Source organism: Streptomyces reniochalinae (assembly GCF_003323735.1).
GTDB classification, from domain to species: Bacteria; Actinomycetota; Actinomycetes; order Streptomycetales; family Streptomycetaceae; genus Streptomyces; species Streptomyces reniochalinae.
In genome coordinates this window covers 113,120-126,467 of the sequence record NZ_QOIM01000038.1, presented here as the reverse complement: position 1 = coordinate 126,467, position 13,348 = coordinate 113,120, and the positions used below count along the sequence as shown (strand labels likewise).

The following is a 13,348-nucleotide window of genomic DNA, read 5'->3' as shown; positions in this document are numbered from 1 at the left end:
TTCGGGTGCGGGAGCCTCGCTCGACCATATAGCACGTTCATTCGAATTGCGGGCGGCCTCGCCACCTCCGTGCCGTCTTCCACACGAACGAGTGGTCGCACTAGCTTTGGATCATGACCACGCCTGCGCACGACGCCGAACTCGTACGGACCGCGACCGGGCAGCTGCTGAGCGCCACCGTCAAGCTGGATCCCCCCGAGGTCACCGAGCCCTCCCAGCTGCCGGGCTGGACCCGCGCCCACGTGCTCGCCCACCTCGCCCGCAACGCCGACGCCCTCGTCAACGTGCTCGCGGGCGAGCCGATGTACGCGAGCGCCGAAGCCCGCGACGCCGACATCGAGGAGGGCGCGCGCCGCTCCCTCGACGAGCTCGTCGACGACGTGCGCGCCGGCGCCTCCCGCCTGGAGAGCGCCTTCGCCGCGCTCGGCGACGACGACTGGAACCGGACCGTCACCCTCCGCAACGGTGTGACCGATCTCGCCTCCTCCCTCCCGTTCCGCCGCTGGATCGAGGTCGAACTGCACCACGTCGACCTCGGCATCGGCTACACGCTCCAGGACCTTCCCGGCACCTTCGTGGACCGCGAGCTGACCAACATGGCGCACCGCTTCCACGAGCACCCCGACATCCCCGTCGCCCTGGAACTGCGCGCGGAGGACGGCAGGACCTGGCGCACAGGCGCGAAGACGGAGGGCCCCGAGGGGCCGCTGGTGGTGGTGGGCAGCTCCGTAGCGCTGGTGGGCTGGCTCACGGGCCGGACGACCGGCAGCGGCCTGTCGGCGAGGGGCCCTTTGCCGATGCTGCCGTCCCTTTAGGGTGAGGCCCATGCCATACACCGGAACGGTCCAGGTCGGCGGCCCCGCGGACGTGCACGAGCTGCGGGACCTGATGATCTCCAAGGTCGCCGTCGGCCCGATGGACAACAACGCCTACCTGCTGCGCTGCCGGGCCACAGGACAGCAGCTGCTGATCGACGCCGCCAACGACGCGGGCACCCTCATGGAGCTCATCGGCGGCGACGGCATCGCCTCCGTCGTGACCACCCACCGGCACGGCGACCACTGGCAGGCGCTCGCCGAGGTGGTGGACGCGACGGGTGCGCGCACGTACGCGGGACGGTACGACGCCGAGGGCATCCCCGTGCCCACCGACGTCCCCGTCGAGGACGGGGACACCCTGCGGGTCGGCGAGGTGGAGCTGACGGCGCGGCATCTGGTCGGGCACACCCCGGGGTCGATCGCGCTGGTCTACGACGACCCGCACGGCCATCCGCACCTGTTCACCGGCGACTGCCTCTTCCCCGGCGGGGTGGGCAACACCTTCGGTGACGCCGCGAACTTCGTCCGCCTCCTCGACGACGTCGAGCACAAGCTGTTCGGTCAACTGCCCGACGAGACCTGGGTCTACCCGGGCCACGGCAGCGACACCACCCTCGGCGCCGAGCGCCCGCGGCTGCGGGAGTGGCGCGAGCGGGGCTGGTAGGACGAGCGGCTGGTGGGAGACGCGCTCACGCGTCCCGCGGCCGCCGCGCGACCCGCCTGTCGGGCGTGCGGCCGCGGGACGCGCGCCCGATGATCGCCGTCACCCCTCCCCAGTAGGGTGTGACGTATGGCAGACCCCTCCACCTACCGCCCGAAACCGGGAGAGATCCCCGACTCGCCCGGGGTCTACCGCTTCCGCGACGAACACCGCAGGGTGATCTACGTCGGCAAGGCCAAGAGCCTCCGCCAGCGGCTGAACAACTACTTCCAGGACCTCGCGGGCCTCCACCCGCGCACCCGCACGATGGTGACGACGGCCGCCTCGGTGGAGTGGACGGTGGTGGGCACCGAGGTGGAGGCGCTCCAGCTCGAGTACACCTGGATCCAGGAGTTCGCACCCCGCTTCAACGTCAAGTACCGCGACGACAAGAGCTATCCGTCCCTCGCGGTGACGATGAACGAGGAGTTCCCCCGCGTCCAGGTGATGCGCGGCCCCAAGAAGAAGGGCGTGCGCTACTTCGGCCCCTACGGCCAGGCCTGGGCGATCCGCGAGACGGTCGACCTGATGCTGCGCGTCTTCCCCGTGCGCACCTGCTCGGCCGGGGTCTTCAAGCGCTCGGCGCAGATCGGCCGGCCCTGCCTGCTGGGCTACATCGGCAAGTGCTCGGCCCCGTGCGTCGGCCGCGTCTCACCCGAGGAGCACCGCGAACTCGCCGAGGAGTTCTGCGACTTCATGGCGGGCCACACGGGCTCGTACCTGCGCCGCCTGGAGGGGCGGATGCAGGAGGCGGCCGAGGAGATGGAGTACGAGCAGGCCGCCCGGCTGCGCGATGACATCGACGCGCTCAAGCGGGCCATGGAGAAGAACGCGGTGGTGCTCACCGACGCCACCGACGCCGACCTGATCGCCGTCGCGGAGGACGAGCTCGAGGCCGCCCTCCAGATCTTCCATGTGCGCGGCGGCCGGGTGCGCGGTCAGCGCGGCTGGGTCACCGACAAGGTGGAGGCGGTCGGCACCCCGGAGCTGGTCGAGCACGCGCTCCAGCAGCTGTACGGAGCGGAGCAGGGCGACGCGTCCGAGGGCGGCGGCAGCGGAGGCGTCCCCAAGGAGGTGCTGGTCCCGGCGTTGCCGGAGCCCCAGGAGCCGATAGCGCAGTGGCTGACCGGACGCCGGGGCGCCCAGGTGAGCCTGCGCGTTCCGCAGCGCGGCGACAAGCGGGCCCTGATGGAGACGGTCAAGCGCAACGCCGAGCACGCCCTCGTGCTGCACAAGACGAAGCGGGCCTCCGACCTGACCACCCGCTCGCGCGCCCTGGAGGAGATCGCCGACGCGCTGGAGCTGGATTCCGCGCCGCTGCGCATCGAGTGTTTCGACATCTCGCACCTCCAGGGCGACGACGTGGTGGCCTCCATGGTCGTCTTCGAGGACGGCCTCGCCCGCAAGAGCGAGTACCGCCGCTTCCAGATCAAGTCCTTCGCGGGACAGGACGACGTGCGCGCCATGCACGAGGTGATCAGCCGCCGGTTCCGCCGCTACCTGGTCGAGAAGCAGAAGACCGGGGAGTGGCCCGAGGAGGAGCTGGGCGGCGAGCTGGAGGCGGGCCCGGAGGGCGGCTCCCCTGACCCGCGGCCCGGATCCGAACCCGTGCACGAGTCCGTACCCGAGCTCTCTCCCCAGCTGTCGCCGGAGCCCGCGCCCGAGCACGGCGCGTCGGCCCAGGGCGCCGTCAGGGACGAGGAGGGCCGCCCCAAGAAGTTCGCCTACCCGCCGCAGCTCGTGGTCGTCGACGGCGGCCAGCCGCAGGTCGCGGCGGCGAAGGCGGCGCTGGAGGAGCTGGGGATCGACGACGTGGCGGTCTGCGGGCTGGCCAAGCGGCTGGAGGAGGTGTGGGTGCCAGGCGACAGCGACCCGGTGGTGCTGCCCCGCTCCAGCGAGGGGCTCTATCTGCTCCAGCGGGTGCGGGACGAGGCCCACCGCTTCGCGATCCGCTATCAGCGGGGCAAGCGCGGCAAGCGGCTCCGCAGCAGCCCGCTGGACGCCGTCCAGGGGCTGGGGGAGACCCGGAAGAAGGCGCTGCTCAAGCACTTCGGCTCGGTCAAGAAGCTGCGGGCGGCCCGCGTGGAGGAGATCTCCCAGGTGCCCGGCATCGGCCGCAAGACGGCCGAGACGGTCGCCGCAGCCCTCGCCCAGGGCGCGCCCGCGGGCCCGGTGGTGAATACCGCGACCGGTGAGATCGTTGAAGAGGAGTGAGTGAACGGCGCCGGATCGACGTGCGTGCGAACGGCGCCGGACGGTTGGTGGAGCCGGGGGCGCCGGTGCCGCCGCACCGCACGAAGATCGACATTTCGGGGGATGACAGCATGAGCGCGGAACGTGAGCAGCGCGGAGACGGAGCAGTGGTGAGTACGCTCAAGCCGGCGCAGCCGGAGGAGGCGGCGGGCGCGACGATCCCGGAGTTGGTGATCATCTCGGGGATGTCGGGCGCGGGCCGCAGCACCGCGGCCAAGTGCCTGGAGGATCTGGGCTGGTTCGTCGTCGACAACCTGCCGCCCGAGCTGATCCCGACGATGGTCGAGCTGGGCGCCAGGTCGCAGGGGAACGTGGCCAGGATCGCCGTCGTCGTGGACGTACGCGGCCGTAACTTCTTCGACAACCTCAAGGGCTCGCTCGCCGACCTGGCGACCTACAACGTCGCCCGCCGCATCGTCTACCTGGAGGCCTCCGACGAGGCCCTGGTCCGCCGCTTCGAGTCCGTGCGCCGCCCGCACCCGTTGCAGGGCGACGGGCGCATCGTGGACGGCATCGCCGCCGAGCGCGACCTGCTGCGCGAGCTGCGCGGTGACGCCGACCTGGTGATCGACACCTCCAGCCTGAACGTGCACGAGCTGCGCGCCAAGCTGGACGCCCAGTTCGCGGGCGAGGAGGAGCCCGAGCTGCGGGCCACCGTCATGTCGTTCGGCTACAAGTACGGCCTGCCCGTGGACGCCGACCTCGTCGTCGACTGCCGCTTTCTGCCCAACCCGCACTGGGTCCCCGAGCTGCGCCCCTACACGGGCACCAGCGAGGAGGTCTCCAACTACGTCTTCAACCAGCCGGGCGCCAAGGAGTTCCTGGACCGTTACACGGAGCTGCTGCAACTGATCGCCGCCGGCTACCGCAGGGAGGGCAAGCGGTATGTGACCGTCGCCGTCGGGTGCACCGGCGGCAAGCACCGCAGCGTCGCCATGTCCGAGAAGCTGGCACGCAGGCTCTCCGACGGCGGCGTGGAGACGGTGGTCGTCCACCGTGACATGGGGCGTGAGTGACGCCCATGGCCCGTAGGAGCCTGAGGCATCTGGCCGGGCCGCGCGGCGCACTGCGCGGCTTCACTTCCAAGCAGCCCAAGGTGGTCGCGCTCGGCGGCGGCATGGGCCTGTCGGCGTCGCTGACGGCGCTGCGCCGCATCACCGGGGACCTGACCGCCGTGGTCACCGTCGCCGACGACGGCGGCTCCAGCGGGCGGCTCCGCGACGAGCTGGGGGTGCTGCCACCCGGTGACCTGCGCAAGGCGCTGGCCGCGCTGTGCGGAGACGACGAGTGGGGCCGCACCTGGGCGCAGGTGATCCAGCACCGCTTCGAGAGCAGGGGCGAGCTGCACGAACACGCGGTCGGCAATCTGCTGATCGTCGCACTGTGGGAGCAGCTGGGCGATCACGTGCAGGCGCTGGACCTGGTCGGCAAGCTGCTGGGCGCGCACGGCCGGGTGCTGCCGATGTCGGCGGTGCCGCTGGAGCTGCGCGCGAGCGTGCGCGGGCACGATCCGGCGCACCCCGAGGATCTTTCCACCGTCCGCGGCCAGGCCACTGTGGCGCTCACCCGCGGCGAGGTCCAGGAGGTCCATCTGGTCCCCGCCGACCCGCCCGCGGTGCCGGAGGCCGTGCAGGCGGTCCTTGACGCCGACTGGGTGGTGCTGGGCCCCGGCTCCTGGTTCTCCTCCGTCATCCCGCATCTGCTGGTGCCCGAGCTGCTGGAGGCGCTGACCGAGACGAAGGCCCGCAAGGTCCTCTCACTCAACCTCGCTCCGCAACCGGGAGAAACGGACGGTTTTTCCCCGCAGCGTCATTTGGAGGTTTTGGGGCGACACGCCCCTAAACTCACCTTCGACGTGGTGCTGGCCGACCAGGATGCCGTGCCCGACCAGGATTCCCTCAGCGAGGCCGCCGATCAGCTCGGCGGGAAGGTCGAGCTGGCACCCGTGGCGGCAGCTGGGGGAGCTCCCCGGCACGACCCGGAGCTGCTGGCCGCCGCGTACGACCGTATTTTTCGGATGCATGGAAGGATCGGCCCATGGCGATGACGCCTGCGGTGAAGGACGAGATCTCCCGGCTGCCCGTCACCCGCACCTGCTGCCGGAAGTCGGAGGTCTCGTCGATCCTGCGCTTCGCTGGTGGGCTGCACCTGGTGAGCGGGCGGATCGTGATCGAGGCGGAGCTGGACACGGGCATCGCCGCCCGCCGGCTGCGCAAGGACATCCTGGAGATCTTCGGGCACTCCTCCGACCTGGTGGTGATGGCCCCCAGCGGCCTGCGGCGCAACAGCCGGTACGTCGTACGGGTGGTCGCCGGCGGCGATCAGCTCGCCCGGCAGACCGGCCTGGTCGACGGGCGCGGCCGGCCCATCCGCGGCCTGCCCCCGCAGGTGGTCTCGGGGGCCACCTGCGACGCCGAGGCCGCCTGGCGGGGCGCGTTCCTGGCGCACGGTTCGCTCACCGAGCCGGGGCGCAGCTCGTCCCTGGAGGTCACCTGCCCGGGCCCGGAGGCGGCACTGGCCCTGGTCGGCGCGGCCCGCCGGCTCCAGATCGCCGCCAAGGCGCGCGAGGTGCGCGGTGTGGACCGCGTCGTCGTCCGTGACGGTGACGCCATCGGCGCGCTGTTGACGCGGCTGGGCGCGCACGAGTCGGTGCTGGCGTGGGAGGAGCGGCGGATGCGCCGCGAGGTGCGCGCCACCGCCAACCGGCTGGCCAACTTCGACGACGCCAACCTGCGCCGCTCGGCCCGCGCCGCCGTCGCCGCGGGCGCCAGGGTGCAGCGCGCTCTGGAGATCCTGGGCGACGAGGTGCCCGAGCACCTGGCCGCCGCCGGGCGGCTGCGGATGGAGCACAAGCAGGCCTCGCTGGAGGAGCTGGGCGCGCTGGCCGACCCGCCGCTGACCAAGGACGCCGTGGCGGGCCGCATCCGCCGGTTGCTGGCCATGGCGGACAAGCGTGCGCAGGACCTCGGAATTGCGGGTACCGAGTCCAATCTGACCGAGGAAATGGTCGGCTGAAAGGCCGGATAAACGCTTCTCAGGAGAGCAGTGGAACGCTCGTCTGATGAGCGGGGAAATGCCGCTCCCGCGAGCGTGGAATTACTTGTCCGACGAGCGGGAAAACGCTCGCCTGAGCGGCGAGTTCGAGCGGCTGCCCGGCCCGCCCGGCCGATGTGGGACCCGCCCCGATGGAGAGGTAGGGTCGGACTCGGTCGGGGACATCCAAACAGCACTCGCCGGTGTCTCGTACCGGCGTACCTAGCGAGGAGATCGGTTCGTGACGATCCGCGTAGGCATCAACGGCTTTGGCCGTATCGGTCGTAACTACTTCCGCGCGCTGCTGAACCAGGGTGCGGACATCGAGATCGTCGGTGTCAACGACCTGACCGACAATGCCACCCTGGTCCACCTGCTCAAGTACGACAGCGTTCTCGGCCGCCTCCCTTACGAGGTCAGCCACACCGAGGACACCATCACCGTCGGTAAGCAGACCTTCAAGACGATGGCCGAGAAGGACCCGGCGAAGCTCCCCTGGGGCGAGCTGGGCGCCGACATCGTCGTCGAGTCCACCGGCATCTTCACCAAGCGCGACGACGCCGCCAAGCACCTGGAGGCGGGCGCGAAGAAGGTCCTCATCTCGGCTCCGGCCAAGCAGGAGGACATCACCATCGTCATGGGCGTCAACCAGGACAAGTACGACGCCGCCGAGCACAACGTGATCTCCAACGCCTCCTGCACCACCAACTGTGTGGCGCCGATGGCGAAGGTCATGGACGAGAACTTCGGCATCGAGCGCGGTCTGATGACCACGGTGCACGCCTACACCAACGACCAGCGCATCCTGGACTTCCCGCACAAGGACCTGCGCCGCGCCCGGGCCGCCGCCGAGAACATCATTCCGACCACCACCGGTGCCGCCAAGGCCACCGCGCTGGTCCTCCCGCAGCTCAAGGGCCGCCTCGACGGCATCGCCATGCGCGTCCCGGTCCCCACGGGTTCCGTCACCGACCTGGTGCTCGACCTCAAGCGCGAGACCACCAAGGACGAGGTCAACGCCGCCTTCAAGAAGGCCGCCGAGGGCCAGCTGCAAGGCATCGTCGAGTACACCGAGGACCAGATCGTCTCCTCGGACATCGTCAACCAGCCGCCGTCCTGCACCTTCGACGCCTCCCTCACGATGGTCGACGGCAACCAGGCCAAGATCATCGGCTGGTATGACAACGAGTGGGGCTACTCCAACCGTCTGGTCGACCTCACCAGCTACGTCGGCTCCCAGCTCTGAGTCCGGGCGGCCGCGCATGAACGACAGGGCTCGTGCCCCGCGCACGAGCCCTGTCCCATGCCGCGTCCGACCGGTGCACACCCCTTGCACCCCCCGACTGGAGCCACAGGAGCCAGCCATGAAGACGATCGACGAACTCGTCGCCGACGGCGTGAGCGGCAAGCGGGTCTTCGTCCGCGCCGACCTCAACGTCCCGCTCGACGGCGACACCATCACCGACGACGGCCGCATCCGCGCGGCCGTGCCCACGATCACGAAGCTCGCCGAGAACGGCGCGCGGGTGGTCGTGGCCTCGCACCTGGGCCGCCCCAAGGGCGCCCCTGACCCGCAGTTCTCGCTGGCGCCCGTCGCGCGACGGCTCGGCGAACTCCTCGGCAAGCAGGTCGCGTTCGCGACCGACACGGTGGGCGACAGTGCGAAGGCCACCGTCGGCGAGAGCGCCGACGGCGGGGTCACGCTGCTGGAGAACCTCCGCTTCAACGCCGGCGAGACGAGCAAGGACGACGCCGAGCGCGGCGCTTTCGCCGACGAGCTGGCCGCGCTGGCCGACGCCTACGTGGGTGACGGCTTCGGCGCCGTGCACCGCAAGCACGCCTCGGTCTACGACCTGCCGGCCCGCCTGCCGCACGCCGCCGGGTACCTGATCGCCACCGAGGTCGGCGTCCTCAAGAAGCTGACCGAGGACGTCCGGCGGCCCTACGTCGTCGTCCTGGGCGGCGCCAAGGTCTCCGACAAGCTCGGCGTCATCGACCACCTGCTCGGCAAGGCCGACCGGCTGCTGATCGGCGGCGGTATGGCGTACACCTTCCTGGCGGCCAAGGGCTACGAGGTCGGCGAGTCGCTCCTCCAGGAGGACCAGATCCCCGCGGTCAAGGGCTACCTGGAGCGCGCCGAGCAGCTGGGCGTGGAGTTCGTGCTGCCGGTCGACGTGGTGGCAGCGGCCGAGTTCCCCGACCTGAAGACCAAGGCACCGGCCGACCCGACGGTGGTCGCCGCGGACGCGATCCCCGCCGACCTGGAGGGCCTGGACATCGGCCCCGAGAGCCGTAAGCTCTACGCCGCGAAGCTCGCCGACGCGGCCACGGTCTTCTGGAACGGTCCGATGGGCGTCTTCGAGCACCCTGACTTCGCCGACGGCACGAAGGCCGTCGCCCAGGGCCTGCTCGACGCCGCCTCCTCTTCGGAGGGGAACGGGGCCTTCACCGTCGTGGGCGGCGGCGACAGCGCCGCCGCGGTCCGTCAGCTGGGCTTCGACGAGAACGCGTTCGGACACATCTCGACCGGCGGCGGCGCCAGCCTCGAATACCTCGAGGGCAAGACGCTCCCTGGGCTGGCCGCACTGGAGGACTGACGCCGTGAGCGTCGCACGCGCGGCTGCCGGGCCGCGGACAACCACGAAACTCGCACTGCGCCGCGTGGGCGGAGAAGCGAACACGACAGGAGGGGCATGGCTACCCGCACCCCGCTGATGGCGGGCAACTGGAAGATGAACCTCAACCACCTGGAGGCCATCGCCCACGTCCAGAAGCTCGCCTTCGCGCTCACGGACAAGGACTACGAGGCCGTGGAGGTCGCGGTGCTGCCGCCCTTCACCGACCTGCGCTCCGTGCAGACGCTGGTCGACGGCGACAAGCTGCGGATCAAGTACGGCGCGCAGGACGTCTCCGCGCACGACTCCGGTGCCTACACCGGTGAGGTCTCGGGGCCGCTGCTGGCGAAGCTCAACTGCACCTTCGTCACCATCGGCCACTCCGAGCGCCGCCAGTACCACGGCGAGGACGAGCCGGTCGTCAACGCCAAGGTCAAGGCCGCCCTCAAGCACGGCCTGACCCCGATCATGTGCGTCGGCGAAGAGCTGTCCGTCCGCGAGGCGGGCAACCACGTCTCCCACACCCTCGCCCAGGTCGACGGCGGGCTCAAGGACGTCTCCGCCGAGTCCGTGGCCGGGCTGGTCATCGCCTACGAGCCCGTCTGGGCCATTGGCACGGGCAAGGTCTGCGGCGAGGAGGACGCGCAGGAGGTCTGCGGCGCGATCCGGCAGCGGATCGGTGAGCTGTACGACGAGGAGACGGCCCAGCGGGTCCGCATCCAGTACGGCGGCTCCGTGAAGTCCGGCAACGTCGCCAAGATCATGGCGCAGCCCGACATCGACGGCGCCCTCGTCGGCGGTGCCTCCCTGGACGCGGAGGAGTTCGTCAAGATCATCCGCTTCCGCGACCAGTGAGACCTTCCGCGACCGGCGAGGCCCTTCCGGGACCGGTGAGGTCCCTTCGCGGCAGGTGCCCGACCCCGCACCGGGGCGCGCTCCTGTGCAGCGTGTGACGAGGGGCGCTCGCCCGTCGTAGGCTTACGGGGCCGGGGCACACGCACCGGCCCCGTAAGCACTTTGTAACCGAAAGTGTTCAGCGACGATCCGAGAGAGTTGGTCCAGCCGTGGTCATGGGGTTCTCTATCGCCCTCATCGTCTTCAGCGCGCTGCTGCTGCTGCTGGTGCTGATGCACAAGGGCAAGGGCGGCGGCCTCTCCGACATGTTCGGCGGCGGCATGCAGTCCTCCGTCGGCGGTTCGTCGGTCGCCGAGCGCAACCTCGACCGGATCACGGTCGTCGTCGGCCTGCTGTGGTTCGCCGTCATCGTCGTGCTCGGCCTGCTGATGAAGTTCAAGTGAGGCCCTCGTCCGACTGATCGCCAGTTGACGCCTGCACAACGGCTGACAGAGCCTCGCACCCCCTGCCTATCATGAGGGCTCGCGTCCGGTACCGACGCAGTAACTCCGGTCACCGGGCGCGCGTTGGGCCCTACGTACACTAGGGCGCCCGCAGCGGAGCGCGCGCATGGACCGCTGCTCCGTAGCACCGTGAGGCAGGAGTTACGACCGTGGCAAGTGGCAACGCGATCCGGGGCAGCCGGGTCGGAGCGGGGCCGATGGGCGAGGCCGAGCGAGGCGAGTCCGCGCCCCGCCTTCGCATCTCCTTCTGGTGCTCCAACGGGCACGAGACCCAGCCGAGCTTCGCCAGCGACGCGGACATCCCGGAGACCTGGGACTGCCCGCGCTGCGGTTTCCCCGCAGGCAAGGACCAGGACAACCCCCCGGACCCGCCGCGTACGGAGCCGTACAAGACTCATCTCGCCTACGTGCGGGAGCGGCGCAGCGACGCGGACGGCGAGGCGATTCTCGCCGAGGCGCTCGCCAAGCTCCGCGGGGAGATCTGAGCGCGCAGCCCGCCTCACAGCCCGCACCTCCGGGCCGCAGCGCGCCATCCGGCAGCCCACAGCCTCCGCACGACACCCGCACAGCACCGAACGATGGACGGCTCGGCCGCACACCGCCCCTGCGGTCCGCGGCCGAGCCGTCCATCGTCTAGGTTGGGGAGCGGCGGGGATCATTACGAGACGAATGGGCTGATTTCGCTGATGAACGCTGAAGGCCGCACCCAACTCGACCAGATGCCCGAGTGGCGCGCGTTGTCCCAGCACCGCGAGGAGTTCGGCCAGACGCACCTGCGGCGGCTGTTCGACGACGACCCTCAGCGCGCCGGACGCTACACCGTGCGGGTCGGTGATCTCTACATCGACTACTCCAAGCACCTGGTCACCGACGAGACGCTGCGCCTGCTGCGACAGCTCGCCGAGGCGGCGGGCGTCGCACCGCTGCGCGACGCCATGTTCGAGGGCGAGAAGATCAACGTCACCGAGGACCGCGCTGTCCTGCACACGGCGCTGCGCACCCCGGAATCGGCCACCGTGCGCACGGACGGGGAGAACGTTTCCCCCAAGGTGCACCAAGTCCTCATCCGCATGGGCACCTTCGCCACCAAGGTGCGCGAGGGGCACTGGACCGGCCACACCGGAAAGCGCATCAAGAACGTCGTCAACATCGGTATCGGCGGCTCCGACCTCGGCCCGAAGATGGCCTACGAGGCGCTGCGCCCCTACGCGCGACGCGACATGACCTTCCGCTTCGTCTCCAACGTCGACGGCGCCGACCTGCACGAGGCGGTCCGCGACCTCGACCCGGCCGAGACGCTGTTCATCGTCGCCTCCAAGACCTTCACCACGATCGAGACGATCACCAACGCGAAGGCAGCGCGCGCCTGGCTGCTCGGCGCGTTCGACGGCGACCCCTCGGCCGTGGCCAAGCACTTCGTCGCCGTTTCCACCAACGCGGAGAAGGTCTCCGAATTCGGCATCAACACCGACAACATGTTCGAGTTCTGGGACTGGGTCGGCGGCCGCTACTCCTACGACTCCGCCATCGGCCTCTCCCTCATGGTCGCCATCGGCCCCGAGTGCTTCGGCGACATGCTCGCCGGCTTCCACCTCATGGACGAGCACTTCCGCACCGCGCCCTTCGAGTCCAACGCGCCGCTGCTGCTCGGCCTGCTCGGCATCTGGTACGGCAACTTCCACGACGCCCAGTCGCACGCCGTACTGCCCTACAGCCACTACCTGTCCCAGTTCACCGCCTACCTGCAGCAGCTGGACATGGAGTCCAACGGCAAGTCCACCACCCGCGGCGGCGACCCCGTGCACTGGCAGACCGGGCCCGTCGTCTGGGGCACGCCCGGCACCAACGGCCAGCACGCCTACTACCAGCTGCTGCACCAGGGCACCAAGATGATCCCCGCCGACCTCATCGGCTTCGCCGACCCCATCGCCGAACTCGGCGACCTGCGCGATCAGCACGACCTCCTCATGGCCAACCTCTTCGCCCAGGGCCAGGCGCTCGCCTTCGGCAAGACCGCCGACGAGGTACGCGCCGAAGGCACCCCCGAAGCCCAGGTGCCGCACCGCACCTTCCCCGGCAACCGCCCCAGCACCACCATCCTCGCCTCGGCGCTGACCCCGTCCGTCCTCGGCCAACTCGTCGCCCTGTACGAACACAAGGTCTTCGTCCAGGGCGCCATCTGGGACATCGACTCCTTCGACCAGTGGGGCGTCGAACTCGGCAAGGTCCTCGCCAAGCGCCTGGAACCCGCCCTCACCGAAGGAGCGGACGTGCCAGGGCTCGACGCCTCGACCACCACACTGGTCGAGCGCTACCGCTCCCTGCGGGGGCGCACAGCCTGAGGGCGCGCGCGTCGGAGTGCGTGCCGTGCCGCTGCGCGCACCCGTCGCACAGCCGAACACGCTGCCTGGAGGGGCGGAGACCGGTGAGATCTCCGCCCTTCCCGCCTGCCCACCGGTCACTCGATCGAGTGGCGGCCCGGAGTGAGCCTCGACTACGCGACGATCCTCAACAGCGACCTCGGCCTCCTGCGTACCGCCGCCCGCGCCTGGCAGGCCATAGGAGACCGCT

Annotated in this window: 12 protein-coding genes; all 12 read left to right on the top strand. The window is 70.3% G+C overall.

Features of this window, described 5'->3' with window-relative positions; all coding sequences use genetic code 11:
- Window positions 1-113 precede the first annotated feature (113 nt).
- The 12 genes from DQ392_RS20105 (at window position 114) to pgi (ending at window position 13,119) form a co-directional block, all read left to right on the top strand.
- Complete coding sequence (locus DQ392_RS20105) at window positions 114-815, top strand: maleylpyruvate isomerase family mycothiol-dependent enzyme (RefSeq protein WP_114017038.1); 702 nt, start codon at window positions 114-116, stop codon at window positions 813-815.
- A 10-nt stretch (window positions 816-825) separates the two neighbouring features.
- A complete protein-coding gene (locus tag DQ392_RS20100; protein WP_114017037.1) occupies window positions 826-1,482 on the top strand; it encodes an MBL fold metallo-hydrolase in 657 nt (218 codons plus the stop codon).
- A 126-nt stretch (window positions 1,483-1,608) separates the two neighbouring features.
- A complete protein-coding gene (gene uvrC, locus DQ392_RS20095; RefSeq protein ID WP_114017036.1) occupies window positions 1,609-3,732 on the top strand; it encodes an excinuclease ABC subunit UvrC in 2,124 nt (707 codons plus the stop codon).
- Between the two features lie 110 nt (window positions 3,733-3,842).
- The gene (rapZ, locus tag DQ392_RS20090; protein WP_114017305.1) at window positions 3,843-4,787 is read left to right on the top strand and encodes an RNase adapter RapZ; all 945 of its coding nucleotides are present in this window, start codon (window positions 3,843-3,845) and stop codon (window positions 4,785-4,787) included.
- A 5-nt stretch (window positions 4,788-4,792) separates the two neighbouring features.
- Window positions 4,793-5,818, top strand: coding sequence for a gluconeogenesis factor YvcK family protein (locus DQ392_RS20085; protein WP_114017035.1), 1,026 nt, complete (start codon window positions 4,793-4,795; stop codon window positions 5,816-5,818).
- On the top strand, window positions 5,809-6,786 hold the full coding sequence (gene whiA / locus DQ392_RS20080; protein WP_027736604.1) for a DNA-binding protein WhiA: 978 nt from the start codon (window positions 5,809-5,811) through the stop codon (window positions 6,784-6,786). The genes DQ392_RS20085 and whiA overlap by 10 nt, the downstream gene beginning before the upstream one ends.
- Before the next feature lie 259 nt (window positions 6,787-7,045).
- On the top strand, window positions 7,046-8,050 hold the full coding sequence (gap, locus tag DQ392_RS20075) for a type I glyceraldehyde-3-phosphate dehydrogenase (RefSeq protein WP_114017034.1): 1,005 nt from the start codon (window positions 7,046-7,048) through the stop codon (window positions 8,048-8,050).
- 118 nt (window positions 8,051-8,168) lie between these two features.
- A complete protein-coding gene (locus tag DQ392_RS20070; protein WP_114017033.1) occupies window positions 8,169-9,401 on the top strand; it encodes a phosphoglycerate kinase in 1,233 nt (410 codons plus the stop codon).
- 96 nt (window positions 9,402-9,497) lie between these two features.
- The gene (gene tpiA / locus DQ392_RS20065) at window positions 9,498-10,274 is read left to right on the top strand and encodes a triose-phosphate isomerase (RefSeq protein WP_114017032.1); all 777 of its coding nucleotides are present in this window, start codon (window positions 9,498-9,500) and stop codon (window positions 10,272-10,274) included.
- A 209-nt stretch (window positions 10,275-10,483) separates the two neighbouring features.
- Window positions 10,484-10,717, top strand: a complete 234-nt coding sequence (secG, locus tag DQ392_RS20060) for a preprotein translocase subunit SecG (protein WP_181856498.1) — start codon at window positions 10,484-10,486, stop codon at window positions 10,715-10,717.
- Window positions 10,718-10,926: 209 nt separating this feature from the next.
- Window positions 10,927-11,262: an RNA polymerase-binding protein RbpA gene (locus DQ392_RS20055; protein WP_114017031.1), complete on the top strand. Its 336-nt coding sequence runs from the start codon at window positions 10,927-10,929 to the stop codon at window positions 11,260-11,262.
- A gap of 201 nt (window positions 11,263-11,463) precedes the next feature.
- The gene (pgi, locus tag DQ392_RS20050) at window positions 11,464-13,119 is read left to right on the top strand and encodes a glucose-6-phosphate isomerase (RefSeq protein ID WP_114017030.1); all 1,656 of its coding nucleotides are present in this window, start codon (window positions 11,464-11,466) and stop codon (window positions 13,117-13,119) included.
- Window positions 13,120-13,348: the final 229 nt, after the last annotated feature.

Excerpts from the sequence above, each read along its gene's own strand:
- DQ392_RS20100 (WP_114017037.1), top strand. The coding sequence starts at position 826 with ATGCCATACACCGGAACGGTCCAGGTCGGCGGCCCCGCGGACGTGCAC.
- rapZ (WP_114017305.1), top strand. The coding sequence starts at position 3,843 with ATGAGCGCGGAACGTGAGCAGCGCGGAGACGGAGCAGTGGTGAGTACG.
- DQ392_RS20105 (WP_114017038.1), top strand. The coding sequence starts at position 114 with ATGACCACGCCTGCGCACGACGCCGAACTCGTACGGACCGCGACCGGG.
- tpiA (WP_114017032.1), top strand. The coding sequence starts at position 9,498 with ATGGCTACCCGCACCCCGCTGATGGCGGGCAACTGGAAGATGAACCTC.
- whiA (WP_027736604.1), top strand. The coding sequence starts at position 5,809 with ATGGCGATGACGCCTGCGGTGAAGGACGAGATCTCCCGGCTGCCCGTC.
- DQ392_RS20085 (WP_114017035.1), top strand. The coding sequence starts at position 4,793 with ATGGCCCGTAGGAGCCTGAGGCATCTGGCCGGGCCGCGCGGCGCACTG.
- uvrC (WP_114017036.1), top strand. The coding sequence starts at position 1,609 with ATGGCAGACCCCTCCACCTACCGCCCGAAACCGGGAGAGATCCCCGAC.
- DQ392_RS20070 (WP_114017033.1), top strand. The coding sequence starts at position 8,169 with ATGAAGACGATCGACGAACTCGTCGCCGACGGCGTGAGCGGCAAGCGG.
- pgi (WP_114017030.1), top strand. The coding sequence starts at position 11,464 with ATGAACGCTGAAGGCCGCACCCAACTCGACCAGATGCCCGAGTGGCGC.